Origin of the sequence: Starkeya sp. ORNL1 (assembly GCF_012971745.1) — a bacterium.
GTDB lineage: Bacteria > Pseudomonadota > Alphaproteobacteria > Rhizobiales > Xanthobacteraceae > Ancylobacter.
Map to the genome: position 1 here is coordinate 2,656,990 of NZ_CP048834.1, position 26,099 is coordinate 2,683,088.

Annotated in this window: 16 protein-coding genes; 5 read left to right on the plus strand and 11 right to left on the minus strand. The window is 67.5% G+C overall.

Annotation, left to right across the window (positions count from 1 at the left end):
• Positions 1–35: 35 nt before the first annotated feature.
• Both G3545_RS12760 and G3545_RS12765 read left to right on the plus strand, forming a co-directional pair.
• On the plus strand, positions 36–1,562 hold the full coding sequence (locus G3545_RS12760) for a tripartite tricarboxylate transporter permease (RefSeq protein ID WP_170013099.1): 1,527 nt from the start codon (positions 36–38) through the stop codon (positions 1,560–1,562).
• Between the two features lie 25 nt (positions 1,563–1,587).
• Complete coding sequence (locus G3545_RS12765) at positions 1,588–2,418, plus strand: sugar phosphate isomerase/epimerase family protein (protein WP_170013101.1); 831 nt, start codon at positions 1,588–1,590, stop codon at positions 2,416–2,418.
• Positions 2,419–2,549: 131 nt separating this feature from the next.
• Here G3545_RS12765 and G3545_RS12770 read toward each other — a convergent pair whose 3' ends face one another.
• The 6 genes from G3545_RS12770 to G3545_RS12795 form a co-directional block, all read right to left on the minus strand.
• Positions 2,550–3,428 (minus strand): isocitrate lyase/PEP mutase family protein, encoded by an 879-nt coding sequence (locus G3545_RS12770; RefSeq protein ID WP_170013103.1) that lies wholly within the window; start codon positions 3,426–3,428, stop codon positions 2,550–2,552.
• Between the two features lie 14 nt (positions 3,429–3,442).
• On the minus strand, positions 3,443–4,492 hold the full coding sequence (locus G3545_RS12775; RefSeq protein WP_170013105.1) for an Ldh family oxidoreductase: 1,050 nt from the start codon (positions 4,490–4,492) through the stop codon (positions 3,443–3,445).
• Between the two features lie 30 nt (positions 4,493–4,522).
• Complete coding sequence (locus G3545_RS12780) at positions 4,523–5,914, minus strand: MmgE/PrpD family protein (RefSeq protein ID WP_170013107.1); 1,392 nt, start codon at positions 5,912–5,914, stop codon at positions 4,523–4,525.
• Positions 5,915–5,977: 63 nt separating this feature from the next.
• Positions 5,978–7,471: a tripartite tricarboxylate transporter permease gene (locus G3545_RS12785; protein ID WP_170013109.1), complete on the minus strand. Its 1,494-nt coding sequence runs from the start codon at positions 7,469–7,471 to the stop codon at positions 5,978–5,980.
• Between the two features lie 33 nt (positions 7,472–7,504).
• Entirely contained in the window at positions 7,505–8,017 is a 513-nt protein-coding gene (locus G3545_RS12790) for a tripartite tricarboxylate transporter TctB family protein (protein ID WP_170013111.1), read from the minus strand.
• A gap of 169 nt (positions 8,018–8,186) precedes the next feature.
• Complete coding sequence (locus tag G3545_RS12795) at positions 8,187–9,155, minus strand: tripartite tricarboxylate transporter substrate binding protein (RefSeq protein ID WP_170013113.1); 969 nt, start codon at positions 9,153–9,155, stop codon at positions 8,187–8,189.
• Positions 9,156–9,569: 414 nt separating this feature from the next.
• Here G3545_RS12795 and G3545_RS12800 point away from each other — a divergent pair, with 414 nt between their 5' ends.
• Complete coding sequence (locus tag G3545_RS12800; protein ID WP_170013115.1) at positions 9,570–10,586, plus strand: LysR family transcriptional regulator; 1,017 nt, start codon at positions 9,570–9,572, stop codon at positions 10,584–10,586.
• Here the strand turns inward: G3545_RS12800 and G3545_RS12805 are convergent.
• Both G3545_RS12805 and G3545_RS12810 read right to left on the minus strand, forming a co-directional pair.
• Positions 10,583–11,215 carry a LysE family transporter gene (locus G3545_RS12805; RefSeq protein WP_170013117.1) on the minus strand — a complete coding sequence of 211 codons (633 nt, stop codon included), beginning with the start codon at positions 11,213–11,215 and terminating at the stop codon, positions 10,583–10,585. The genes G3545_RS12800 and G3545_RS12805 overlap by 4 nt on opposite strands.
• 186 nt (positions 11,216–11,401) lie before the next feature.
• On the minus strand, positions 11,402–13,201 hold the full coding sequence (locus G3545_RS12810) for a chloride channel protein (protein WP_170013119.1): 1,800 nt from the start codon (positions 13,199–13,201) through the stop codon (positions 11,402–11,404).
• 67 nt (positions 13,202–13,268) lie between these two features.
• Between G3545_RS12810 and G3545_RS12815 the strand changes: the two genes are divergently transcribed.
• On the plus strand, positions 13,269–13,703 hold the full coding sequence (locus G3545_RS12815) for a MarR family transcriptional regulator (RefSeq protein WP_170013121.1): 435 nt from the start codon (positions 13,269–13,271) through the stop codon (positions 13,701–13,703).
• 8 nt (positions 13,704–13,711) lie between these two features.
• On the opposite strand, the gene G3545_RS12820 is transcribed toward G3545_RS12815, so the two are convergent.
• The 3 genes from G3545_RS12820 to G3545_RS12830 form a co-directional block, all read right to left on the minus strand.
• On the minus strand, positions 13,712–15,718 hold the full coding sequence (locus tag G3545_RS12820; protein WP_170013123.1) for a hypothetical protein: 2,007 nt from the start codon (positions 15,716–15,718) through the stop codon (positions 13,712–13,714).
• Between the two features lie 227 nt (positions 15,719–15,945).
• Positions 15,946–19,020 (minus strand): efflux RND transporter permease subunit, encoded by a 3,075-nt coding sequence (locus G3545_RS12825; RefSeq protein WP_170013125.1) that lies wholly within the window; start codon positions 19,018–19,020, stop codon positions 15,946–15,948.
• A 12-nt stretch (positions 19,021–19,032) separates the two neighbouring features.
• Positions 19,033–20,157 carry an efflux RND transporter periplasmic adaptor subunit gene (locus G3545_RS12830; RefSeq protein WP_170013127.1) on the minus strand — a complete coding sequence of 375 codons (1,125 nt, stop codon included), beginning with the start codon at positions 20,155–20,157 and terminating at the stop codon, positions 19,033–19,035.
• A gap of 294 nt (positions 20,158–20,451) precedes the next feature.
• Here G3545_RS12830 and G3545_RS12835 point away from each other — a divergent pair, with 294 nt between their 5' ends.
• A complete protein-coding gene (locus G3545_RS12835; RefSeq protein WP_170013129.1) occupies positions 20,452–26,028 on the plus strand; it encodes a hypothetical protein in 5,577 nt (1,858 codons plus the stop codon).
• Positions 26,029–26,099: the final 71 nt, after the last annotated feature.

Below are 26,099 nucleotides of genomic sequence, written 5' to 3' on the forward strand. Positions count from 1 at the left end.
CGCTTATTACTCGCACCTGATACCGGATAACGAGAATGAACGGCTTGGAAATTGCCCTCCAGACTTTGGTCACGACCCCGGCGGTGTTCTACGCCATGTTCGGCGTGGCCTGGGGGATCGTCGGCGGCGCGCTGCCCGGCCTGTCGGCCTCCATCACCATGGCGCTGTTGCTGCCGCTCACCTTCGGCATGAACCCGACGATGGCGATCATCCTGCTCGCCTCCACCTATGTCGGGGCGGAATATGGCGGATCGATCCCGGCCATTCTCATCCGCACGCCGGGCACCAGCGCGGCGGTGACCACGGTGCTCGACGGCTACGAGATGCACCGCCAGGGCAAGAGCGGCGAGGCGCTCGGCATCTCGCTGATGGCGGGCGTGGTCGGCGGCCTCATCGGCATGGTGCTGGTGGTGGCGCTCACCGAACCGCTCTCGCATGTCTCGCTGTTCTTCACCGCGCCGGCCTATTTCGCGCTCGGCGTGTTCGGCCTCAGCCTCATCGCGGCGCTGTCGGAAGGCGCGATCGTCAAGGGCTTCCTGTCGGCGACGATCGGCCTCGCCATCGCCACCATCGGCGTCGATCCGCTCTCCGGGGTGCAGCGCTTCACCTTCGGCAATGTGGAACTGCTCGGCGGCATCGAGCCCATCCTGATCATGATGGGCATGTTCGCCATCACCGAACTGTTCATGCAGGCCAACCAGAAGAACTGGGAAAAGGCCTCGAGCGGCACCCGCATCGTACTGCCGAGCCTGAAGCTGTGGCGGCGCATCTCGCTGCCGACCTTCATCGGCACCGCCATCGGAACGCTCGACGGCCTCACCCCGGGCGGCGGCTCCACGCTGGCTTCGTTCCTCTCCTACAATGAAGCGAAGCGCTGGTCGAAGCATCCGGAGGAGTTCGGCAAGGGCTCGCCCGAAGGCATCGCCGCGCCGGAGGCCGCCAACAACACGGTCGCCGCCACCGCGCTGATCCCGACGCTCACCTTCGGCATTCCGAGTTCAGGCTCGACCGCGGTGCTGCTCGGCGGTCTCATCCTCCACGGCCTGGAGCCAGGGCCGCTGCTGCTGAGCAAGAATCCGGAGTTCGTCTACGGGCTGTTCGGCGGCTTGTTCGTCGCCAATATTTCCCAGCTACTGCTCGGCGTCATCATGCTGCCGCCCTGCATCTGGCTGGTGAACCGGCCGAAGGCGTATCTGACCGCCGGCATCATCTGCCTGATCTCCTCCGGCATCTATTCGCTGAACGCCAGCATCTCCGACATCTGGATCGTGCTGAGCGCCGGCGTCATCGGCTACGTCATGCGCGTGCTGGGATTCCCGATCCTGCCGCTGGTGCTGGCGCTGGTGCTCGGCGGCATCGTCGAGCGCAATTACCGCCGCTCGATCGATCTGAGCTATGGCGACCCGATGATCTTCCTGCAGGATCCGGTCTCCGCCGGCCTGCTGTTCCTCACCGTCTTCTTCGTCGGGCTTTCCATCTTCCTGCGGCTGCGCAGGAAGGGCGTCGAGACGCCGCCCCGCGAGGCCGCCGAGCCCAGCGGCGCGCACGAAATCACCAACTGACAACCCAGCTTCAGGAGTCCATCAGATGAGCCTGCGCGACAGGATTGGCCTCGACCTCGGCCAGCGCAACAAGATCGAGGACGGCCTCGCAGCGGCAATCGAACATCAGGTGCGCTATCTCGACCTGAAGATCGACGTCGCCCCGAACGCCGTGGAAAGCCTCACCGATGCCCGTGTCGCCAAGATCCGCGAGACGTGCGAGGCGAACGACATCCATGTCGGCATCCACACCATGTCGGCGGTGAATGTCGCCGAGATCGCCCCGCATGTGCGGGACGGCGTCGACCGCTATCTGCTCGGCCATCTCGAAGCCTGCAAGCGGCTGGGCGGCGGCTGGATGGTGGTGCATGCCGGCTACCACTTCACCTCCGACTACCAGCTGCGCCGCAAGGCGGCGGTCGACCGGCTGCACATGCTCGCCGACCACGCCGACAAGCTCGGCGTTACGCTGCTGCTCGAGAACATGAATGTCGAGCCGGATGATGCCGAGGTGCATTACCTCGCCTTCAATCTCGAAGAGACCCAGTTCTTCTTCGACGCAGTGAAGGACACCAGCATCCGCTGGGCCTTCACGGCCAACCATGCCCATCTGGTGCCCGATGGCGTCGATGGCTTCCTGGGCGGCATGGACATTGCGCGCTGCGACGAGGTGCGCCTCGCCGACTGCTGGCGCAACGGCAAGGAGATCCATCTCAGTCCCGGCGAGGGCGATTTCGACTTCGTGGACCTGTTCCGCCGGCTCGACAAGCTCGGCTTCCAGGGACACTACATGAACGCGTTCGGCTCGCTCGAAGACATGATCAAGGGCCGCGACGTGCTGAGCCAGCAGATGGAAGAGGCCGTGGACAGCGTGTGACGCCGGAAGCGCTCTGATCGGCGTCGGGATGCCAAGACAATCTGCCGAACTCCCAAGCCGGCAAGGCCCCCCGCCGCCGACACCTCAAACGGCCCCGGAAACTCACCGGGGCCGTATCTTCGCGGGCGCCCTCAATGCACCTTGGGCGCCAGGAAAGCGCGAATGCGTGCGGCGTAGTCGTGCTCGGCGGTGGCGACCGCCATGGTCGCCCTGGTGGCGAGACCGGGCAGATTTGGCGCCAGCGCGCCTTCGTGGACCGCCTTCATTGCCTCGAACATCGCCTGAATGCCGACATCCACCGTCTGGTGCCCGCTGTTCCACAGCCGCGCGCGCCGCGAATTGAGATAGTCGCGGTCGTACATGGACAGCGGCATACCGCCGACCACCAGCGGCAGGCGGGTGGCGGCCGACATCCGGTCCAGATCCTCCCGCGAGCGTATGCCTGCAATCATCAGCCCGTCGACGCCGAGGCGCTCATAGGCCGTCAGCCGAGCAATGGCATCGTCGACCCCGCTGATGACCGCCGAACTGGTCCGCCCGAGCACCAGCGGGCCGTTATCGCCGCGCGCGGAGACCGCCGCGCTGATCTTGCCCGAGGCCTCCTCGATGGAGAGCAGTTGCAGGGTATCCGACGCCCCATAGGCGCGCGGCAGCACCGTGTCCTCGATCGAGATCGCCGCCGCGCCTGCCGCATCCAGTTCCTCGATGGTGCGGATGGCGTTCAGCGCATTGCCGTAGCCATGGTCGCCGTCGACCACCAGCGGCAGGTCGAAGGCCCGGGTCACGCGCCGCACCTGCTCGGCCATCTCGGTCAAAGTGACGAGGATGATGTCCGGCGCCCCCAGCACGGCGAGCGAGGCCAGCGAGCCGCCCATCAGCCCCACCTCGCAGCCGAGATGCTGCGCGATGCGGGCCGAGACCGGGTCATAGACCGAGGCCATGGTGACGCTGCGATCACCCTTGAAGATGTCGCGCAGCCTGGCGCGCGCGGCGAGATGACGAGCAGTCACGGCATGGCCCTCGATTACGAGACGAAGTCGGGAAGCGGCACGTCGAAACGCTGCGCCGCGATCTTGAGCTTTTCCACCGTACCATCCGGCAGGGGAATGCCGTCTCGCACGCGCTCGTCGTGCGTCAGGTCCTCGAGTTCGCCGGGAACCAGGATCTGCGAATGCCCCTCGGCCCGCGGCAGCTTCTTGAGTTCGTCGATGATGCCGTCGGCATGGTCGCGATAGGCCTCGACATCGGTGAAGGCGGCGATGTCGATGGCGGCGACGATGCCGTGCTGGCGATGGACGTCGGCGCCCGGCTCCTTTTTGAGCGAGGGTTCCAGTAGCGGATCGCCCACCATCAGACCGGTCAGGCACTCGAACAGGATGGCGAGGCCGGAGCCCTTGGGGCCGGCGATCGGCAAGAGGATCGAGGCCAAATGCGGGTCGGTGGTCGGCTTGCCGTTCTTGTCGAGCGTCCACTCGATCGGGATCGGCGTGTTGCGGTCCTTGGCGAGGCGCAGCTTGCCGCCGGCGGCGACACTCATGGCGATGTCCAGCAGCAGCGGGCGGCGGTTGCGACCGGGCACGCAGATCGCGACCGGAGTGTTGTGCACGCCCATCGCCGCTGCGCCGAACGGCGCCATCGAGGGCGGGCCGTTGACGATGGCGATGCCGGCAAGGCCCTCCTGCGCCGCCATCAGCGGGTAGTAGCCCATGGCGCCCTGGTGCGTGGTGTTGCGGATCAGCCCCCAGCCGATGCCGACATTACGCGCCTTCGCCATGGCGAGGCGCATCGCCTGCGTCGTCACCACCGGCCCGAGGGCATGGTCGGCATCCATGATGAAGGTCGCCGGGGTCTCCTTCTCCAGCCGGATGTTCGGCCGGATATTCATCACGCCCTTGTCGATCAGTTCGAGATACCACTCGATGCGCAGCACGCCGTGCGAATCCACGCCGCGAAGATTGGCCCAGACCAGCACCTCCGCTTCGGTCTTCGCGTCCTCCGGCGGCATGCCTACCCGTTCGAACACGGACTGCATGAACGATTGCAGCCTGTCCCACGCCATGCGCGATTCAGCCATGACCCTCTCCTTCCAGATGTGCGAGTGGGCTCAGGACCGAGCCGCGGGATTGGAGGCATCGAGCACGAAGGGCTCGAACACGTCCGAGATCTTCGGCAGGCTTTCGATGCGCCACAGCACGTCGAGGGCCTTGTCGACGCCTTCCGAGCCGAGCACGGATTCCGACAGCTTGCGGAACTTGGTCGCGATCTCCTGATCGTTCATCGGGTTCTTGGGGTGGCCCTTGGCGTAGTGGATCTCGCGCGTGTGCTGTTCGCCCGCGTTCGTGGTCACGGTGACTATGAAGGGGTAGGCCTCCGGCCAGGTCTTATCGAGCTCTTCGGTAGCGCGCACTTCGATCTTCTGCATCAAGGCATGGATCTTCGGGTCGCTGATGCGCTCTTCGAGGAAGTCGTCGACCCAGATGGTGCCGTTGGCGAGCGCGACGGCGACGCAATAGGGCAGGCTGTGGTCGGCGGTCTCGCGGCTGGTCGGGTTCCACTTCTCGCGCGAGTCGGCCGAGCACTCCACCGCATGGGTGTAGGTCACGATCTCGACCTTCGCGACATTGTCCGAAGTGCCGCCGAGGATCTGGTGCAGTTCCATGGCAGGCGTGACGCAGCACTGCGCCTCGTAATCGCAGGGATAGTTCTTGAAGCGGCTCTGCTCGATGGTGAACTGGCCGTTGCGCCCGCCCAGCACCGGCAGTTCCAGCTTCACGCGCAGCTGGTTGTTGAAGCCGGTGATGCCCTCGAAGGCCTCGTCCGGACCGGTGAGGCCGCGCCGCGCCAGCATCGCCGCGAACACGCCGTTGCGCGCCGCGTTCGGCGCCGCGCAGCCCTTCCACATCGAAAGCTCGCCGCGACGGGTCTGGTGGGTCGCCACATTGGAGGTGACGGCGATCGCCATGGCATTGGCGATCTGCTCCTTGTCGAGCCCCATCGCCCGGCCGGCGCCGGCCGCGGTGGCGACGGCGGTGTAGATGACATAGTCCCAGCCGCCATCCAGCACGCCGACGCAGGAATCGCCCATGCGATCCTGCAATTCATAGGCGAGCACCATGCCGGCCATGGCATCCTGGATGCTGCCGCCGACATATTCGGCGGCAGCGAGGATGGGCAGGATGACGTCGCTGGGATGGCCGGCCTTCTTGCCGACCGCCATGTCGTTGAAATCCGAATAGCGCGCCATCACGCCATTGGCGAAGGAAGCGAGCTCCGGCGAGGTCTTGTGCCGGGTGCCGAGCAAGGTGGCGCCGGGGGTGGACGTCACCTCCAGGGCGTGCGCCCGCGCGATCCGCGGCGGCTCCATCGGATAGCTGCCCATGGCGCAGCCGAACGTATCGACGACGCGCTTGACGATCTCGTGCACCGTCTCGGCCGAGAAATCCTTGTAGTTCAAGGAAACGGCATAGTCGCTGATCTGATCGAGAACCTTGTCCATATGTCTCTCTGCTTGATAATGCGTGTGTTCAGGTGAAATGGCGGGGAGCGTGCGAGGCCTGGCCTATCCCTCGGCCTCGCTCTCGATGACTTCCTTGGGAACGCGGCCGAGCAGGCTGATCGAGACGATCATGGCCGCCACGGTCAGTGCGATCAGGCCGGCGGCGATCGGGCGGCTGAAGAAGATCGCGAAGCCGCCCATGTTGAGGGATTGCGACAGCGAGACCTCCAGCATCGGCGCCAGCAGGAAGCCGAGGATCAGCGGCGCGATCGGCCAGTTCACCTTCTTCATCAGATAGCCGACGAGGCCGAAGAACACCGCGACGCCGACATCGAACATCGAGTTGCGCGTCGAATAGGCGCCGATCACGCAGACCGCGAGCACGACCGGGGCGAGATACTTGTAGGGGATCTGGCTGAGGCGGGCCCACAGCCCGACCAGAGGCAGGTTCAGCACCACCAGCATGACATTGCCGATGTACATGCTGGCGATCACGGTCCAGATGAACAGCTTGTTGGTGTCGAACAGTGCCGGGCCGGGTTGCAGGCCATAGATCATCAGAGCGGCGAGGATGATCGCGGTGGAGGCGCTGGTCGGGATGCCGAAGGCGAACAGCGGGATGAAGCCGGTCTGCGCGGTGGCGTTGTTGGCCGCTTCCGGCGCGGCCACGCCCTCGATGACGCCGGTGCCGAACTTCTCCGGATGCTTGGAGACGCGCTTCTCCAGATCATAGGCGATGAAGGACGACACCGCCGGGACGAACCCCGGCAGCACGCCGAGCGGCAGGCCGACCAGCGTGCCGCGCACCGATCCCGCTAGTCCACGCCACAGTTCGGCGCCCCGCGGCATCATGCGCCCGAGCTTGCCCTCGTAGATCTTGGCGGTGCGGGCCTCGGCATTGGCCATGATCTCGCCGATACCGAACAGGCCGACGGTGAGCGGGATGATCTCCAGGCCCTGCATGAGGTCGGGGAAGCCGAAATAGAGCCTGGGCGTGCCGACCAGCGGGTCGATGCCGACGCAGGACAGCACCATGCCGACGAGGCAGGCCGCGAGTGCCCGGAAGATGGCGAGCCCGCTGCCGGCGAGGCCGACGACCAGCGTCAGGCTGAGCACCAGCAGCGCGCAATATTCCGGCGGGCCGAACCGCAGCGCGTATTTCGCGAGGCCAGGCCCAATCAGCGTCACGGCGATGGCGCCGCCGATGCCGGCGATGAAGGAGCCGACCGCGGCGATCCACAGCGCCTGCCCGGCGCGCCCGGTCTTGGTCATCGGGTAGCCGTCGAAGCAGGTCGGGACCGATGACACCTCGCCGGGCATGTTGACGAGGATGCTGGTGGTCGATCCGCCGTACTGGGCGCCGTAATAGATGCCGGCCAGCATGATGATCGAGCCGGTCTGGTCGAGATAGACCGTGATCGGCAGCAGGATGGCGATGGTCGATGCCGGCCCGAGGCCGGGCAGGACGCCGACCAGCGTTCCGAGCAGGCCGCCCGCGAAGCAGTACAGCAAGTTCTCGGGGCTCAGGACGTTCATGAAGCCGAGCATCAGGTCCATGAGAACCTCCACGGCCCGCGCATGTCGGGTTGCTCAGTCAAGTAAACCTCCATGCGGGAATTCGAGGCCGCCGTAATAGATGAAGACGACGTAGAGCATCGCCGTCGCGGCGATGGTCAGCGCCACATTGACCGGCCAGGAACGAACCCCCAGCACGCGGAACTGCGCCAGCAGGAAGAAGAGCGTTGCCGGCAAATATCCGACCAGGGAGATCAGGAAGGCATAGAGCGCCACCAGGCCGAAGACGACGAGGACGATGCCACCGGCCCAGCTCTCCTGCCCCGCGGCTTCGCCAAGTTCGCCCGCCGCTCCGGCCGGTGCCTCGACCCGTCTTGGCACGGCGGCGCGCACGCCGAGATAGCCATAGATGAGCGCGGTCAGCATCAGGCCGGCACTGAGTACCGAGACATAGATGCCCGGCTTCAGCATGGACGACTGCATGCGCGCATCCATGCCCAGATAGGAGTGCAGCCCACCCCACAGGCCGATGGCGCCGAGCACGAGCACCGCGCCGCTCTCAATCATCACCGTACGTCGCGTGGACATGTCGGCATGGTCCCGGTTTCGCGCGACGCCGGCCGGACAAAAGCCGCCGAGCCCATGACGCGCGTGGGTTGATGCTGTCTTTTGAGTTAAGTCGTCCGCCGTCCCGCGGACCGCCGCGGCGGTCCGCAAGATCGGAAAGCCGATGCCCGACAGACGGGCATTGGCGGTGTCACTTCCAGAGCTTGCGCATTTCCACGCCGGTCGCCTGCACCTGGTTGCGCAGCTCTTCCGAGCCGACATAGCGCGCCCAGGCCCCGGTGGTCTTGAGCTGGGCGATGACGCCCGGATCCTTGACCATCTCCTGGATATAGCCTTCGAGCGTCTTCACCACCTCGGGCGGCAGCTTGGGCGGGCCGGACAGGCCGTTCCACTGGTCGAACACGACGGACGGGAAGCCGAGCTCGGAGGTGGTGGGAACGTCGGGAAGGTCACTCCAGCGCTCATTGCCGGCGATAGCCAGAGCCCGGATGGTGCCGGACTTGATGGCGGTGAGCTGAGAGGCAATCGTGCCGCCGCCCATCTTCACGCTGCCCTGCGCGGTGACGACGGCGGATTGCGCCGCGCCGCTGACCACGATCGGCTTGGCCTTCAGCGGATCGACGTCGAGCGCCGCCGCGGCCTGCCGGAAGATGACGTCATGATTGGCCAGCGCGCCGGCCGAGACATAGGTGAACTGGTCCGGGCTCTTCTTCAGGTCGTCGAACAGATCCTTCAGCGTCTTGTAGGGCGAGTCCGCCGGCGTGGTGATGATGTAGGGGCTTGCCGAGTGCGCGGCGATGAAGGTGCGATCCATGACCTTGAACGGCAGGTCCTTCACCACGATCTCGAGCGTGACGTTGGACGAGGTGTTGTCGGCGAACAGGGTGTAGCCGTCGGGCTTGGCCTTGTAGATTTCGAGATTGGCCGGCACCGTGGCGCCGCCCGGCTTGTTGATCACGTTGATGATGACCTGGTGCTTGTTCTTGACGAAATCGGCGAACAAGCGGGTCGAAACGTCGGTCGAGCCGCCCGGCCCGTAGGGGACGATGACGTCGATGGGGCGCGAGGGATAGGCCGACTGCGCCTGCGCCGAGAACGGCGCGGCGGTGATGCACAGGGCTGCAAGCAGCCCCATGGTGCGAATGCCCTGAGGCAGCATGTGTATCCTCCCGAATTATTATTCGCGCGTGCAGCCTATGGCGTCGGCACGCTCATTGTTGTCGTCCCGGCGTCATTCGCTGACAGGCGTGGCGACGAAGCCGATTGCAGTCATCTTCCCGCTCACGAGACGATGGCGCCAATAGTTTCTCGAAATGCAAAGCCATCAGCGCCGATGATGCCTGCGCCGTGGTATGCCACCGATCCGGGACGACATCGCATTGATGGCCTTCGATTTTACCGCAACCATCGCGCATCGGGGTTTTCCGCGGCGGATGCCGAGGAATTCTCCAGACTTCCTTGCCGCTGCGGGCTAACATGCCGGCGAAAAGGCGCCGCCCGCAGCCTATGGGTCCCGCGCCAAAGTGCCCGCGCGGCCATGCAACGACGCGGGGACAAGCAGGGTGGAAGCGACGTGGATTTCAAGCTGGTGGAAACCTTCCTCTGCGTGTTCGAGGAAGGCAATGTCACGCGGGCGGCGGCCAAGCTGAACATCGTCCAGCCCGCCGTGAGCACACAGATCAAGAAGCTCGAAGCCACGCTCAAGCTCGAACTTTTCGAGCGCACGCCGCGCGGCATCTCGCCGACGCCGTCCGGGCGTGCACTGTATCGCCTATTCGCGCCGGTGCTGGAGAGCTTCCGCACCGCCGAGCATCAGGCGCATGCGCTGAGCAGTACGCAGATCCACGAAATGTCCGTCGGCCTCAACCCGTTCGCCAGCGACGCGCTGACCGGCGACGTGCTCCAGGCCTTCCGCATCCGCTACCCCGAGGTGGAGGTGCATGTGGAGGAGGAACTGAGCGATACGCTGCTGCGCCATGTCGCCGACGGGGCGCTCGATCTCGCCATCGTGCATTTCGGCACGCAATCGGTGGGCATCCCCGCTGCCGTTGCCGCGGTGCCGCTTGCCGACGAGGAACTCGTCTTCGTCGAGCGCGACACCGGCGCCGGCTCGTCCGAGCCGCTGCACTTCACCGAGTTGGCGGGCCGGCCGCTGGTGCTGCCGAAGTCGCGCCTCGGCTTCCGGCGTGATCTCGAATACGCCGCCGCCCAGTGCCAGACCTCGATCAGCCTGGCGCTGGAGATCAATGCGCCCGGTCCGCTGCTTGATATCGTCGCGAACGGCGAACTGGCCACGGTGGTGCCGGAGATCACCGCGCGGCGGGCGATGGAACATTTGCCGCTTCGCATCAGGCGGCTCATTCAGCCGCAGGTGATCCGCAGTATATTGTGCGTCCATCGCCGGGACCGGCCGCTGTCGCCGATCCTGGCGCAGTTCGCCGCGATCGTTAAGTCGAAGATCGAGGGCCAGTTGGCCGGGCCGCTCCCCAAGCCGCGGTCGCGTCGCGAGGCCGCCGACCTCAATGTCTGGTCTTCGGCGGAACCGGTTCCGGACGTCCGGCCGCTGCGCGGCCGGCGCACCCATGGCTAGCCGGCATGGACCATGCTGGCCGCGAGCGTGAGCGCCACGGCGGAGAGCACCAGCCCGGAGGCGAGGTCGAACACGCGTACGCTCAAGCCGTTCCTGAGCAGGCTGGAGACTGCGCGCCCGCCGAAGGCATAGCCGTAGCAGCCGACGATATCCGCCAGCACCAGCCCGGCGACGAAATGCAGCCGCGCCTCGTCCGAGCCCAGCGACTGGCCGATGGCGGCCGGGATCAGCAAGAGTTCGAGATAGGCCAGCGGGTTCAGCCACACCACGCCGAGCACGCGCAGCATACAAGAGCGGCCGGTCTCGTTGAGGGCGGCGAGGATGCCGCCGCCGGGCATCAACGCCGCACGCAAGGCCTGGACGGCGAACCAGCCAATGGCGAGCAGCCCGCCCCACGACAAGGCGAGCCGGAACTGGGCATCGAACGTCACCAGCGAAGACGCCATGGCGTAGGAGCCAAGGATCAGCGCGCACTCGCTGACCAGCACCAGGCTCGCCACCAGCAACACCCGCCCGCGCACCAGCCCCTCGCGGATCATCATCAGATTGTTCGGGCCGATGGAGACAATGGAGGCGACGCCGGCGGCGAGGCCCAGATGGAATGCGCTTGCATCGTCCAGCACCAGCATACGATTTCCCCCCGCTGCGGCGAACGGGAAGAACGCCCAGGAGCGTGAGGCCAGCGTGAATCCGGCAATCGTCCGGCTGGAGCATGTTCCGCAAAAGTTGGAAGACCGTTGCGGAACAGGCTCCAGCTTATTGAATCGAGAGCACTATCTTGTCGCTCCGATGATTCCATCCGAACGGATAGGGCTCTAAACGCCCTGCCGGGCGAGATAGGCCTTCCTGTCGCGCTCGGCGCCGTTGGCGATGGAACGGATGTGCAGGAGATCCTTGCGCGCCACCAGCCCGACCACGCGGCGGCTGCCGCGTTCGACGATCGGCACGCGGCCGACCTCGTTCGCGACCATGAGATCGGCAATGCGGCCGAGCACCTCGTCGGGGTGGCCAACCGTGACGGCGGCGTCGGAGATCATCTCACCAAGCGTCTGCCGGTCGTGCGCGCCTTCCGTGCGCCAGCGCAACACATCGGCGCGCGTCACCATGCCGGCGAGCCCACCATCCGCATCGATCACCGGATAGGCCTTGTGCCGGTGCGCGTCGGCCATGAAGAACGCGACCGCATCGTCGATCGGCATCGCGGCGGGCAAGGTGTCGACGTTCCGGACCATGACGTCTTCCGCCCGCAGCGCCTCGAACGGATCGACCGAATATTCCCGCAGGATATGCCGGCCGCGTCGCGCGATCTTCTCGGTGAGGATGGAGCGCTTCAGCAGCAGCACGGTCACGGCGTAGGCGCTTCCGGTGGCGGTCAGCAGCGGCAGCAGCAGGCCGAGATTGCCGGTCAGCTCAATGGCGAACAGCACGCCGGTAAGCGGCACGCGCATCGTGCCGCCCATCATCGCGGCCATGCCGATCAGTGCCCAGCACGAGGCGTCGCCGGGCAGCAATTGCCCCTCCAGCCAACCTGCGGTGCCACCGAGGATGAGCAAAGGCGCAAGCACGCCGCCGGAGGTGCCGGAGGCGAGCGCCAGCAACCAGATGATCGACTTCACCAGCAGCAGCCGGCTGGCCTCGCTCACCGCCATGTGGCCGGTGAGCAGGTCGCCGATGAGATCATAGCCGACGCCGAGTGCACGCGGCTCGACAAGACCGCCGAGCCCGACAATCATCCCTCCGAGCATCGGCCACCACATCCAGTGCACGGGCAGCCGCTCGAACAGGTCTTCGGCGGCATAGAGCAGTCGCGTCATCAGCCCGGATTGCAGCCCGGCGAGGATGCCGACGCCGACAGCAGCGCCCAGCCCCCACCAGGGCAGGTCCAGCGTGGTCTTGAAGGGGAAGAGCGGTCCGCTGCCGAGCAGCGCCGGGCGCCAGAGCGCAGCGACCACGACGGCGGTGACGACCGGAATGAAGCTGCGCGGCTTCCACTCGAACAGCAGCAATTCGACGGCGAGCAGCACGGCGGCGATGGGCGTGCCGAAGATCGCGGTCATGCCCGCCACCGCGCCGGACACCAGCAGGGTCTTGCGCTCGGCCGCGGTGAGATGGAAGCACTGCGCGAACAGCGAGCCGATGGCGCCGCCGGTCATGATGATCGGCCCCTCCGCACCGAACGGGCCGCCGGTGCCGATCGAGATGGCGGAGGATAGCGGCTTCAGCAGCGCCACCTTGAGCTGCATCCGGCTGCCACCGATCAGGATCGCCTCGATCGCTTCCGGAATACCGTGGCCGCGGATCTTCTCCGAGCCGAACCGCGCCATCAGGCCGATCACCAGCCCGCCCAACGCCGGCACCGCCACCATCCAGAGACCGGGAGCGGTGTCCGCGGGCGAGGCACTGGCGACGCTGAGCCGGCCGAGCCAGACAATGTTCGTCACCAGCGCGATCAGCTTGAGCAGCACCCAGGCGGCTGCCGCGCCACCGCTGCCGACCACAATGGCCATGCCGATGAGCACGAGCACACGGGCGTCGGTGGTGAAGTCGCCGAGCGGCGGATGAGCCGGCCGGGCAAGGTTCGGCAGGTCGGGTGCAGACTTGACGTTTCGATGCATGATCGCCATCGCCGGGGAAAGTTGGGCATGCGATATATCGTGTCGCGATATATTTCAAGGGGGAGTCATGGACGATCCGTCACGATCCGGGAAGCGTTCCATCCAGCCGGCGGACTATGCGGCCCTCGCCGCATTCCGCCGGGCGCTACGTGAATTCCTGGCGTTCAGCGAAGCGGCCGCACGGAAGAGTGGCGTCACGGCACAACAGCACCAGGCCATACTCGCCATTCGCGGCCACAAGGACGGCGAGCCGCTGACGGTCGGGGAACTCGCCGAGCACCTCACCATCCGCCATCACAGCGCGGTGGAACTGGTGGACCGTCTCGCCAAGGCCGGGCTGGTGACGCGGGTGGGCGCGGAGCATGATCGCCGCACCGTGCTGGTCGGGCTGACGCCGAAGTCCGAGGGCATCCTGGAAGAGCTCTCGGCCATTCATCTCGACGAACTCAAATCCAGCCGCGAACTGCTGGTGCAGTTGCTGGAGCGTCTGGACCGGGCGTGATGCCGCTTTCAGCGGCTCACGACCGCCGCCTTGCGCCGCCCGCCCGATGCAGGGTCGGGATGGCCGTCAATGCGCATCTGGAACAGGAAATAGGTCGGCGAGCAGAAGCCGACCTCGTCAGCGGATTGGCCACCGAGCTTGCCGGCCGGATCCAGCCCCTCGGGCAGCGACTGGCAGATATAGTCCTCGCGGCAGAAGCTATCGCGCCCGCAGGCCGGGCGCATGCCGCGCACCATGGCCTGCTGCTGGCAGGCGGCGAAATCGCCGGTGGCGACGCAGCGGTCGAAACCCTTGCCGCCGGCAAGGCCGCAGACCTCCGCCGGCACTTCTCCCGCCTTGATGTGGGCAAAGGCGCGATCCGGGTCGCTGCACTGACGATAGGCCAGCCCGCCAGGGACACCGATGCGGGACGGCCGGCAGCTATAGGCGCTCAGCGTCGGCCTCTCGGCAAAGGAATTGATCTGGGCGATCTCGCGCCAGCGGTCGAGATAGGGCTCGCGGCCTGACGAGACCTCGCCTCTCAGACAGGCCAGGCCAGCGGTAACCTCGCTGGCGCGGGCCGGCATGCATTGGCCGATCTCGACGCCGAGCTTGCTGTTGCCACTCAGGCTCTGGCAGGTCTCGCCATGGCCGCAGCTCCAGCCCTGCGCGAACGCTGCGCCGGATGTGCCGGCGAGGCACGCCATGGCGGTGCCGGCGGGCACGTAGTGCGGCGCGCCGGCGGTCCAGTCCGCGGCTGGCGCGTAGGAGAGCGGGCGGAAGCGGTTCGGCTCACGCCCGGCGATGACCGCCTCGACATAGGCCGCCCGGCGCGGTTGTTCGGCGTGATAGTGCGGCGAGATGCCCTGCAGCACGCGATTATAGTCCGACGTCGCGCCGGCATTGTCGGTGCCGAAGAAATGGAACCCAGCAGTGCCGCCGCCCTGGTGGCAGCCGGCGCAGCTCGCATTGTCGAGGCGCTCGCGCAGCCCGTCGGCGTCGCGTATCAGGCCGAGCCCGGCATAATCGTGCGTGCCGAGATCGGCGCCTTCCAGCGCTTGGGTGAAGGGGTGGTTGGCGAGACGGGCGCTGCCGAAGGTCGAGAAAGCGATGGCGCGCTTGGCCGACAATTCGTCCGGCAGGTGGAACACGCCGGTATCGATGGCCGGCAGGCTGGTCTTCACATAGTCGACCAGCGCCGCCTTCAGCGCCGCGTCCTGCCTGATGCGGTCGACGTCGGGCGTGTTCTCCAGCGGCTTCTCGCGCAGTTGCGCCGGACCCTCGCCCGGCAATGCAGCGAAGGCGCGCATCAGATAGGCCGCCTGCCCGCCGAAGCCCGGCTCCTGGCCGGACGGCAGACGCACGATCTGGGCATTGATCTCGATCTGCTTCAGCGTGAGCGCAGAGCGGACGAGCGGGCCGGCCAGCAGCCAGTCGCGAAACGCCTCCCCGGTAGGCATCGGCTGCGGCGCCAGCCAGCGTGCCGCCACCAGCGCGCAATCGCCGCCCTGCGGGCGCGGCACGGTGAAGACAACATTGAGGCTCACCGGCAGGCGCGAGGCGCGGATCTCGCCTTTGCGGCCCGGCTCGGCGCGATAAAACAGGCGATAGAGCAGGCGCACCTCGCCGCAATCATTCATGCCCTCAAGGTTGGAGAAGTCGCGGCGGTCGAGCCGATTGACGATGCCGGAGAGGGCGAAGCCGGCGATGGGCGAAGCGAACCAGCCCATGTCGATGACCCGCCCGGTCTCGCCACGCGGCGCGACTTCAAGCGGACGGCCGTCCTGCGCCATCGTCGCCGCGAGTTCGGCGACGTCGGCGGCGACGGTGTCGCGCAGCGCGCGGAAGCCGGGGCTCTCAGCGGCCAGTGCCTGCGTGGTCACGGCACCAGGCGTGCCGAGCACATCGCCGAGCGACCAGCCCGCCGCCTCGACAGCGGCGAGCAGCGCCGGATCGCGCACGTCGAGCAGCGGTGCGCCGGCGGCAGGAGCGGCGACGAGGAGAAACAGGGCGGCGACGAGGAAATGGCGCAACATGGGCGCCGGTTTAGGAGCGGGCGGCTGAACGGCCTTCGAATACGCCGTTCAGCCGGCGTTGGGGTAGCGGGGGTGTCTGCTTCCCCACGTCGTCATCCCGAAACGGCCGCAGGCCGTATCCGGGATCGCGGGAAGGTGTTGATCGGCACCTTCTTGCGATCCCGGCTCTCCGCCCTGCGGGCTCCGGCCGGGATGACATGGTGTGTAGGGCCGAAGAATCAGAGCCCTCACTCCGCCGGTGCGTGATGCCCCGCGGCATGTGCGTCCACCACGCTCTCGCGGTGAATGCGGCCGATCAGCGAATAGACCGTCGGCACCACGAACAGCGTCAGCAGCGTGCCGAGGCTCATGCCGCCGACGATGACCCAGCCGATCTGCGCGCGGCTCTCGGCGCCGGCGCCGTCGGCGAAGGCCAGCGGCATGGCCCCCAGCACCATGGCACCGGTGGTCATCAGGATCGGACGCAGGCGCAGCACCGCCGCCTCTATCACCGCGGCGCGCCGGTCGAGCCCGGCCTCCTGCTGCTGGTTGGAGAATTCGACGATCAGGATGCCGTGCTTGGTGATCAGGCCGACCAGCGTGACGAGGCCGATCTGCGAATAGACGTTCAGCGTGCCGCCGGAGAAATACAGCGCCGCCAGCGCCCCGGTCATGGAGAGCGGCACCGTCAGCATGATGATGACCGGGTCGCGGAAGCTCTCGAACTGCGCCGAGAGCACCAGATAGATGAAGCCCAGCGCCAGTATGAACACCAGCACCAGGCTCTGGCCGGCGGAGCGGAATTCGCGCAGTTGGCCGGAGACGTCGGTCTGCACGGTCTGCGGCAGCACGTCGTGCGCCGCCTGGTCGAGGAAGGCGAGCGCATCGCCCTGGGCATAGCCGGGGGCGAGGTTGGCGGAGATGGTGGCGGAGCGCAGCTGGTTGAAGCGGCGCAATTCCTGCGGCGCCACGGTCTCGCGTACATTGACGAGGTTGTTGAGCTGCACCATCTGCCCGCCGCTTGAGCGCAGATAGATGGTGTCGAGCGTGCCGGGCGAGGCGCGGTCGCGGGCGTCGAGCTGCACCATGACGTCATATTGCTCGCCGCCGACCTCGAAGCGTGTCACCTGCCGGCCGCCGAGCAGGCTCTCCAGCGTGCGGCCAAGCACGGCGACATCGATGCCGAGGTCCGCCGCCTTGGCGCGGTCGATGGTGATGGAGATTTCCGGCTTGTTCAGCTTGAGGTCGGTCTCGACGCTGGCAAGGCCGGGATAGTCGTGAATGCGCTCCAGGAAGCGGTTCACATATTCGTCGAGCTGCTCATAGGTGCCGGAGGTCTGCAGCACATATTCGATCGGGCGCGAATTGTTGGAGGCGCCGAGCGAGGGCGGATTGTTGGCATAGGCGTTGACGCCGGCGATACGGCGCAGGTCCGGCGAGACCTTGCGCACGATCTCCTGCTGGCGGCGCTCGCGGTCGTCCCAATCCTTCAGCCGGCCGATGACGAGGAAGCGGTGCACCTCGGGCATGCCGTTGATGATGAGGACGCTGTCGATCTCCGGCTCCTTCTCGAGGATGCGCTCGACTTCGTTGGAATAGCGTCCGGTGTAGGCGATCGTCGAGCCTTCGGGCGCCGTGCCGTTGACGCGCACGATGCCGCGATCCTCGACCGGCGAGAGTTCCGACGGCAGGATGGAGAGGAAATAGCCGCTGCCGCCGGCGACGATGAGCGCGATGAGCAGGATCAGCGGCCGCACCCTGAGCACCCCGCCGAGCAGGCGGCGATAGCCGTTCTCCAGCCCTTTCAGCCCGCGTTCGATGAAGGCGGAGACGCGGCCCGGATTCTCGTCGTGCTTCAGGAGGCGCGAGCACATCATCGGGGTGAGCGAGAGCGCGATGAAGCCGGAGACCACGACGGCGCCGGCCAGCGTCAGCGCGAATTCGACGAACAGCCGTCCAGTGCGGCCCGGCGCAAAGGCGACGGGGGCATAGACCGCCGCCAGCGTCATGGTCATGGCGACGACGGCAAAGCCGATCTCGCGCGCGCCCCGGATAGCGGCTGGGATCGGCTTCATGCCGTGCTCGATGTGGCGGAAGATGTTCTCCAGCACCACGATGGCGTCGTCCACCACGAGGCCGATGGCGAGCACGAAGGCGAGCAGCGTCAGCGTGTTGATGCTGAAGCCGAGCGCGAACATGATCGAGAAGGTGGTGATCAGCGAGATCGGGATGGTGACGATCGGGATGATCGAGGCGCGGATCGAGCGCAGGAACACCACGATCACCAGCACCACCAGCACCACGGCTTCGGCGATGGTGTGGTAGACCGACTTGATCGAGCGGTCGATGAACACCGCATTGTCGTTGCCGATGGTGGCGCTCATGCCCTGCGGCAGGCTCTCATTCACCGCGGGCAGCACGGCGCGGACGCCGGCGGAGACGTCGAGCGGATTGGCGACTGCCTGCTTGATGAGGCCGACAATGATGGCCTGGCCGTTATTGAAGCGGCTGGCGCGGCGCTCGTCGGCGGCGCCAAGCGCGACGCGGGCGACGTCCGACAGATGCACCTGCGCACCCTCGGCGCGCTTCACCACTATGTTGTTGAACTGCTCGACGGTAGACAGCGCGGTGCGCGAGAGCACGGTGAATTCGCGGTCGGTGCTCTCGATGCGCCCGGACGGGATCTCGACATTCTGCGCGTTCAGCGCGTCCTCGATGTCCTGCACGGTGAGGGCATAGGCCGCGAGGCGCTCGCGGTCGATCCACACTCGCATGGCGTAGCGCCGCTCGCCGAAGATCTGCACGTCGGCGACGCCGGTGAGGTTCTTGAAGCGGTCGACCACATAGCGGTCGATATAGTCGGAGAGCTCCAGCGCCGACATGCGGTCGGAGCGGAACACCACGAACACCACCGGCTGGGCGTCGGCCTCGACCTTGGAGATCACCGGCTCGTCGATCTCGTCGGGCAGGCGCTGGCGCACCCGGCTGACGCGGTCGCGCACGTCGCTCGCCGCGTTGTCCGGGTTGATCTCCAGGCGGAAGCGCACGGTGATGCGGCTGGATTCCGAGCGCGAGGTGGATTCCAGGACGTCGATGCCCTCGATGCCGGCGATCGAGCCTTCCAGCACCTGCGTCACCTGGCTCTCGACGATGCTCGCAGAGGCGCCGGGATAGGTGGTGACGACCGAGACCACCGGCTCGTCGATATTCGGGTATTCACGCACCGTGAGGCGCGAATAAGAGACGATGCCGACCAGCACCATCAGGAGGCTCAGCACGGTGGCGAAGACCGGGCGGCGGATGCAAAGCTCGGATATGCCCATGATGTGGCCTACTCAGCTCTGCGGGGCCAGTGGAGTGTCCACCACTTCCACGCTGGCACCGGCGCGCAGCCGGCCATGGCCGGCGGTGACCACGGTGGCGCCGGCATTGAGGCCTTCGGCGATCTCGACCTCCCCGGAATGGCGCTCGCCGAGCTTCACCTTGGCTTCCCGCGCCTTGCCGTTCTCGATCAGCCACACCACGCGGTCCTGGCCGCGCGGCACGATCGCGGCTTCCGGCACGAACAATGCGGTGCGCGACTGCTGGCCCTTCACGGTGACGCGCACGAACAGTCCCGGCCGCAGCGCCAGGCCCTTGTTCGGCAGGCGGGCGCGGACCGAGAGCGAGCGGCCGTTCACATCCACCATCGGGTCGATGGCATAGATCGCGCCGGTGAAGCTGCTGCCCGGCATGGCGTCGACCTCGATGGTCACTTCCTGGCCGACAGCGATGCTGCCGAGATGGATTTCGGGGACCTTGAAGTCGACCTTGAGGGTGTCGATCTTTTCCAGATTCACCAGCGTCGTGCCGACGCCGATATAGGCGCCGACCGAGACCGAGCGCAGCCCGACCACGCCGTCGAACGGCGCGGTGATGGAGTGCTTGGAGATCTGGACGCGCTGGAGATTGAGCAGCGCGGTCGCGGTGTTGCGCTCCGCCATGGCTTCGTCGAGCGAACGGGCAGTGCCGGAGCCCGACTTGGAGAGCCGGTCGGCACGATCGAAATTGGAATTGGCGAGCGAAAGGCGGGCTTCCATCTCGGCCTGCGAGGCGCGCACCAAGGCGTCGTCGAGCTGCACCAGCAGGTCGCCGGCCTTGACGTGCTCGCCTTCCTTGAAGCGGATTTCGGCGATGCGGCCGGCCACCTCGGAGGCGACCTGCACGCTTTCGTCCGATTGCAGCGAGCCGATGGAGCGGATGTCGGTGGTCGTCTGCACCTGCCGCGCCTTGGCGACTTCGACCGGCAGCATCGGGGTAGCGGCGGCGACGCGGGGTTCCGGTGCCGCGCTCGCTTCGCCACCCTTCATGTAAGTGGCTGCGCGAACGACGATATCCCTGAACCACGGCTTCTGTTGGACAAATCCGACACCGGCGATGATGAGCACCGCCAGCAGCAGAAGTCCGATCACGCGTCGCATACGACCCCCTCGTCTCATGACGCAACGCAGCGTCACCTGCGAGACAGCAGATGACGCAACGGATTCCAACTTAAATTCTCTCCATGTTTCGCCTCCCGGCCTTCACGAACGCGCTGGGAGCGAGTCATTATACATTGCCACAAAGACGTTGCCGATTCCGTGATATTCGCCGGAATTCCAGCGATCGCTGGCTGCGTGCCGTTCCGTATCAAGGACGGTCTAGGGTTGATGACGCGCGCGTAGTATAAGGCCTTGGTCAGAAGGCTGGTGCGTCTATGCGGGGTAATGCGGGGCATGTCGCAGAAGTCACGAATCTCCAAGGATGCCACCCTCCTCGCAGTCGAGGAGGCGCTTAATCTCGGGTCTGCGGCCAACAGCCGCGAGGGCGCCCGAGAAACGCCACGCACCGCACGCCCGGCTGCCGATGGCGAGACCGGGCAGACGCGGCGTCCGGTCACGGCGCGCGAGACCCGCGCCGCCATGGACGGGCTGCGCGTCGTCGACGAGGCGCTCACCCCGCCGCCGGCCGCCGAACGGGCGCAGCAGCGCCCGCAGATCCGTGAGCGCGAACAGATCCGTGACCGCGAACCGGTCCGAGAGCCAGAGCCTGCACGTGATCTGGACGAGGATGCGGACCAGGTGCAGCGTTATCTCGCCAGCTATGAAGATGAAGACGGGCGCGGGCGCGGCGCCCACCCGGGGCAATATGCACCGCAAGGTCAATATGCGCCGCAAGCCCAGTACGCGCCGCAAGCGCAGTATGCTCCTCAGGCCCACATGGCGCCGGTGCATGTCAGCCAGGGCGGCGGCAATGGCGCGCGGCTGGTTCAGCCCTCACGGGCGAGCCATGGCGGCTCCCCCAAACACCGCTCGCCGGAAAGCCTCGAAGGCGCCGCCGACCTGATCGCCGGGATGAAGCGCTCGCCCTCCATGCTGCCCTTCGTGATCGCCGGCATTGCCGCGCTGATCTGGCTCGCGGTGGCGGGTCTCATCTCCTATGCGAATTTCTGCGACGAGTGCGGCCCGGTGATGGACGCGCTGCGCAGCGGCGGGCCGTCCCCGCTCGGCACCCTGCTGCTGCTGCTGGCGCCGCCGGCCTTCCTCTTCGTCGTCGCCGCGCTGGTGCGCCGCACCATGGAGATGAGCCGGGTATCGCGCGCTCTCGCCGAAGTGACCACACGGCTCACCGAGCCGGCCACCATGGCAAACGAATCCATCATCTCGGTCAGCCAGGCCATGCGCTCCGAAGTGGCGGCGATGGACGTGGCGCTGGAGCGCGCCGTCGGCCGCGCCACCGAGCTCGAAGTGATGGTGCGCACCGAAGTCGGCGCGCTGGAGCGTGCCTATGAGGAGAACGAGGCCCGGGTGCGCTCGCTCGTCGAGGAGATGCGCGCCGACCGCAAGAACGTGCTCTCCCATGCCGAGCAGCTGCGCAACGCGATCTCCGGCGCGCACGAGATGCTGCAGGGCGAAACCGACCAGGTAAGCGACCGCATCAGCCGCAGCGTGGGCGACGCCGCCGAGCGCATCGCCGAAACCTTCAACGACCAGGGCCAGCAGATCGCCTTCTCGATCAGCAGCGCCAATGACGTGATGATCGACAGCCTCACCGAACGCAGCGCCAAGCTGCTGGAGCGCTTCGAGAAGACCGGCGCCGAGCTCGGCGCCCGACTCGGCGACGGCAATGACCGGCTCGTCGCCAAGATGACGGTCAAGGCCTACGAGATCCAGGACCACGTCGCCCGCATCACCGCCAAGGGTGCCAAGACGCTGGCCGAGCGCGCCGAGGAGATGGCCGAGCACATGCGCCGGACTACCGGCGAAGTGGTCGACCTCGCCGCCAAGCGCTCCGAGGAACTGCACGTCAAGCTCGCCGCGACCACGACCGAAATCAGCGAGACGCTGCTCGGCACCGGCTCGCGGGTGATCGAGAGCATCGCCGCCAGCGGCAGCGAAGTTCACCAGGTGCTGCAGACCACCGGTTCCACCGTGAGCGGCGATATCGCCGCGCGCGGCCAGGAACTGGTGACGCAGATGAGCGCCACCGGCACCGGCTTCATCCAGACGCTGAAGCAGTCGGGCGATGCCGCCATCCTGCGCATGGAAGAGCGCGGCAACGCCTTCTTCGACGCCGTATTGGCGCGCGGCACGGAAGTCGACCGCCGGCTCGACGACACCGCCGAGCGCATCTCCGCCGCGGTCACCGCTTCCGGCGCCCGCGCGGTGGAAGGGCTGGCGAAATTCCAGTCCTCCGGCGAGGGGCTCGCCGACACGCTGGCGCGCCGCGGCGAGGCCGTGGTCACGCAGATCGAGGCACAGAGCAACCGGCTGGTCGAGGCGGTCGACGCGCGCAGCGCACTGATCAACTCGACGTTCGTGGATACCGCCCGCCGGGTCTCCGAAGCGCTGGAGAAGGCCGGCGCGAGCGCGGTCGGCGGCTTCGCCCGCTTCCAGGTCATTGGCGAGACACTGTCGGAAGCCATCGGCAAGCGCGGCGAGCAGGCGGCCGGCGCGCTCGAAGCGCGCGGCGCCCTGCTGATCGAGGCGGCGGACGCCCGCAGCGCCAAGATCGGCGCCAAGCTCGACGACACCGCGCGCCGGCTGACCGATGCGCTGGAGAAATCAAGCGGCGAGGCGATGGGCGGCTTCGCGCGCTTCCTCGGTGCCGGCGAGGCACTATCGGAAGCGATCGGCAAGCGCGGCGAACTGGCCTCAAGCGCGCTGGATGCGCAGGGCACACGGCTGCTGGACGCCGCCGAGGCGCGCACCGTCAAGATCGACAGCCGGCTCGACGAGACCGCGCGCCGGCTCGCCGAGACGCTGGAAAAGGCGAGCGCCGAGGCGGTGGAGGGCTTTGCCCGCTTCCATGCGTCCGGACAGACGCTTTCCAAGGCGCTCGGCAAGCGCGCCCATGAGGCCGCCGCCGCCATCGAGGCCCAGGGCAACAAGCTGCTGGACGCAGCCGATGCCCGCGGTGCCCGGTTCGACACCAAGCTCGACGACACCGCCCGTCGCATCGCCGAGACGCTGGATCAGGCCAGCACCACGGCGGTCGACGGCTTCGCCCGCTTCCTCGCCTCCGGCGAGGCGCTCTCCGAAGCGCTCGGCAAGCGCGGCCAGGAAGCGGCGGCGAACCTCGAGGCGCATGGCGCCAAGATCCTGGACGCCGCGGACACCCGCAGCGCCAAGATCGACACCAAGCTCGACGACACCGCCCGCCGTATCGCCGAGACGCTTGAGCACGCCAGCACCGGAGCGATCGACGGCTTCGCCCGCTTCCTCGCCTCGGGCGAGGCGCTCTCCGAAGCGCTCGGCAAGCGCGGCCAGGAAGCCGCGGCGAGCCTCGAGGCACACGGCGTGAAGATCCTCGACGCCGCGGACACCCGCAGCGCCAAGATCGACACCAAGCTCGAAGACACCGCCCGCCGCATCGCCGAGACGCTGGAGCACGCCAGCGCCGGGGCGATCGAGGGGTTCTCCCGGTTCCTCGCCAATGGCGAGGTGCTGTCCGATACGCTCGGCAAGCGCGGCCAGGAGGCTGCTGCGGCCATCACTGCGCATGGCGCCAAGCTGCTGGAAGCGGTCGAGACCCGCGGCGCCAAGATCGACGCCAAGCTGGAGGACACGGCGAAGCGGCTGTCGGAGGCGTTAGATCAGGCCAGCACCGGCGCGGTCGACGGTTTCGCCCGCTTCCTCGCCAATGGCGAAGCGCTCGCCGAGATGCTCGGCAAGCGCGGCGAGGATGTCGCCGCCACCATCGAGGCGCACGGCACCCGGCTGCTGGACGCTTCCGAGGTGCGTAGCGCCAAGCTCGACGCCAAGCTCGACGACAATGCCCTCCGCATCGCCGAACTCATCGAGAAGTCGAGTGCCGAGGCGGCGGAAGGCTTTGCCCGCTTCCACGCTTCCGGCGAAGCGCTCTCCGAGACCCTGCTCACCCGCGGCGAACAGGCCGCGGCTGCGCTGGAGTCGCGCGGCAACGCCTTCCTCGACGCCGTGCTGGCGCGCAGCAGCGAGGCCGATCGTCGGCTCGACGACACCGCGGTGCGGGTGACGCAGGCGATCGACGCCTCCGGCAGCAACGCTGCCTCCGGCTTCGCCGAGATCAAGATCGCCAGCCTGATGCTCTCGGAATCGCTCGCCCGCCGCGGCGGCGAACTCTCCGAGTCGCTGGCGCAGACGGTGCGCGACGTCACCGACGTGATCCGCACCCACGCCGACAGCATGAATGACCGGCTGTCCGAGAATGGCGGACGGGTGTTCGATGCCGTGGTGGCGCGCGGGCTCGAGCTCGACCGCCGCGTCGCCGAGACCGGCGGGCGCGTCACCGCGCGGATCGAGGAGGCCGAGCGTTCGGTGCAGGCGAGCCTCACCGGCGAGAGCAGCCGGCTGATCTCCGCCATCGAAGGCGGCGCGGCGCGCGCCGGGCAGGCCATCGCCACCGCCGCCACCGAGAGCGCGGGCCTCGTCGAGCGCACCGGCACCCGCACCGCGGAAGCGCTGCGTCACGCCACCACCGACACGCTGCAATTGCTGGAGCGCACCGGCGGCGACGTCGCACAGAGCTTCGCCGGGTTCCGCAGCGCCGGCGAGGCACTCGCCGGCGATCTCGCCAAGCGCAGCGCCGAGGTGATGCGCCAGCTCGACGAGAGCCACCGGCAATTCGCCCAGACGCTGGCAGACCAGCAGGTGGTCAGCGCCGCCCGCATCGGCGAGACCGAGAGCCGGCTCGGCGAGACGCTGGGGCGCCATGTCGATGCCGTGGTGTCGCTGGTCGATGCCGCCGGTGCCCGTGCCGATGCCAATGCCGACGAGACCGCGGCACGGCTGGAGACCCAGGTCGCCCGGCTTGCCGGCCAATTCGACGAAGCCGGCCGCGCCTTCACGCAGATCAACGCCTCGGCCGCCGAAGGCCTCGGCAAGCAGATCGAATCCCTGGTCGGCATGGTGGACGAAGCCGGCGGCCGGCTGGCGCGCGAGCTTGCCGCCACCTCGGACGGCTACACGCAATCGCTCGACAAGGTACGGGCCGAAATGGCCGAGGCGCTGGAGAAGTCCAGCGCCGAGATGGCGGAACGGCTGGAGAGCCGCAGCGAGCAGGCGATGGCGCACATCGTCGCCAGCACCGAACGGCTGAACGACACGCTCAACCAGTTCAGCCGGCTGGCCAGCGCGCGGCTCGGCCTGCCGCTGCTCACCGCGACGACGCCGGCGCGGCTCGCCACGCCCGGCACTGGCGCCGATCTCTGGCTCAGCCAGCATCTGACCGATCGCGCCTATGCCGGCGCGGCCGGCACCGCGCTGCATCTGCGCGACAGCAGCGCCGCCGAGCGGCTGCAGCCGGAGCTCGCCCGCGACGAGCGCCTGCTCTGGGCCGGACGGCCCAGCGCCTCGCGCGTCTTCAAGTCGGAGCTCGCCTGGCTGCTGGTCGCCGGCCTGATGCTGGTGGCGCAGGCCGTGGCCTATGGCGTGCTGGCCTATCAGGGCTCGCTGCCGATCGAGAATGCCGCGCTGCGGCTCGGCGTCGGCATCGCGGCCGGGCTCGCCGGCCTGGTCGGCATCGGGCTCATCATCGCCGAACGGGTGCGCGCGGCGCGCTCCAAGGCGACGCTCTATGGCCTCACCACGCAGCGCATCCTCGTGCTGGTCGACCGCGAGGGACGCCGCGCCGTGGACAGCCTGCCGCTCGCCAGCATCGGGCGGATCGAGAAGCATCTGCATCCCGACACCACGGGCACGCTGATCCTGTCCGGTCACGGCCGGGAATCGGGCGAGGTGCTGCGCCTCGTCGGCATCGAGGATGCGCCGGCGGTGGACGCCGCGCTGCGGCAAGTGGCCTGCGCGGGGCGCCCCCTGCTGGGGGCGTTCTGAGGGGGCTTCGACTAGAGCCCTTTCCGTTCGGATGGAAACATCCGAACGACAAGAAAGTGCTCTAGATTCAA

Excerpts from the sequence above, each read along its gene's own strand:
- G3545_RS12760 (WP_170013099.1), top strand. The coding sequence starts at position 36 with ATGAACGGCTTGGAAATTGCCCTCCAGACTTTGGTCACGACCCCGGCG.
- G3545_RS12765 (WP_170013101.1), top strand. The coding sequence starts at position 1,588 with ATGAGCCTGCGCGACAGGATTGGCCTCGACCTCGGCCAGCGCAACAAG.
- G3545_RS12775 (WP_170013105.1), bottom strand. The coding sequence starts at position 4,492 with ATGGCTGAATCGCGCATGGCGTGGGACAGGCTGCAATCGTTCATGCAG.
- G3545_RS12780 (WP_170013107.1), bottom strand. The coding sequence starts at position 5,914 with ATGGACAAGGTTCTCGATCAGATCAGCGACTATGCCGTTTCCTTGAAC.
- G3545_RS12785 (WP_170013109.1), bottom strand. The coding sequence starts at position 7,471 with ATGGACCTGATGCTCGGCTTCATGAACGTCCTGAGCCCCGAGAACTTG.
- G3545_RS12790 (WP_170013111.1), bottom strand. The coding sequence starts at position 8,017 with ATGTCCACGCGACGTACGGTGATGATTGAGAGCGGCGCGGTGCTCGTG.
- G3545_RS12795 (WP_170013113.1), bottom strand. The coding sequence starts at position 9,155 with ATGCTGCCTCAGGGCATTCGCACCATGGGGCTGCTTGCAGCCCTGTGC.
- G3545_RS12805 (WP_170013117.1), bottom strand. The coding sequence starts at position 11,215 with ATGCTGGTGCTGGACGATGCAAGCGCATTCCATCTGGGCCTCGCCGCC.
- G3545_RS12810 (WP_170013119.1), bottom strand. The coding sequence starts at position 13,201 with ATGCATCGAAACGTCAAGTCTGCACCCGACCTGCCGAACCTTGCCCGG.
- G3545_RS12815 (WP_170013121.1), top strand. The coding sequence starts at position 13,269 with ATGGACGATCCGTCACGATCCGGGAAGCGTTCCATCCAGCCGGCGGAC.
- G3545_RS12820 (WP_170013123.1), bottom strand. The coding sequence starts at position 15,718 with ATGTTGCGCCATTTCCTCGTCGCCGCCCTGTTTCTCCTCGTCGCCGCT.
- G3545_RS12825 (WP_170013125.1), bottom strand. The coding sequence starts at position 19,020 with ATGGGCATATCCGAGCTTTGCATCCGCCGCCCGGTCTTCGCCACCGTG.
- G3545_RS12830 (WP_170013127.1), bottom strand. The coding sequence starts at position 20,157 with ATGCGACGCGTGATCGGACTTCTGCTGCTGGCGGTGCTCATCATCGCC.
- G3545_RS12835 (WP_170013129.1), top strand. The coding sequence starts at position 20,452 with ATGTCGCAGAAGTCACGAATCTCCAAGGATGCCACCCTCCTCGCAGTC.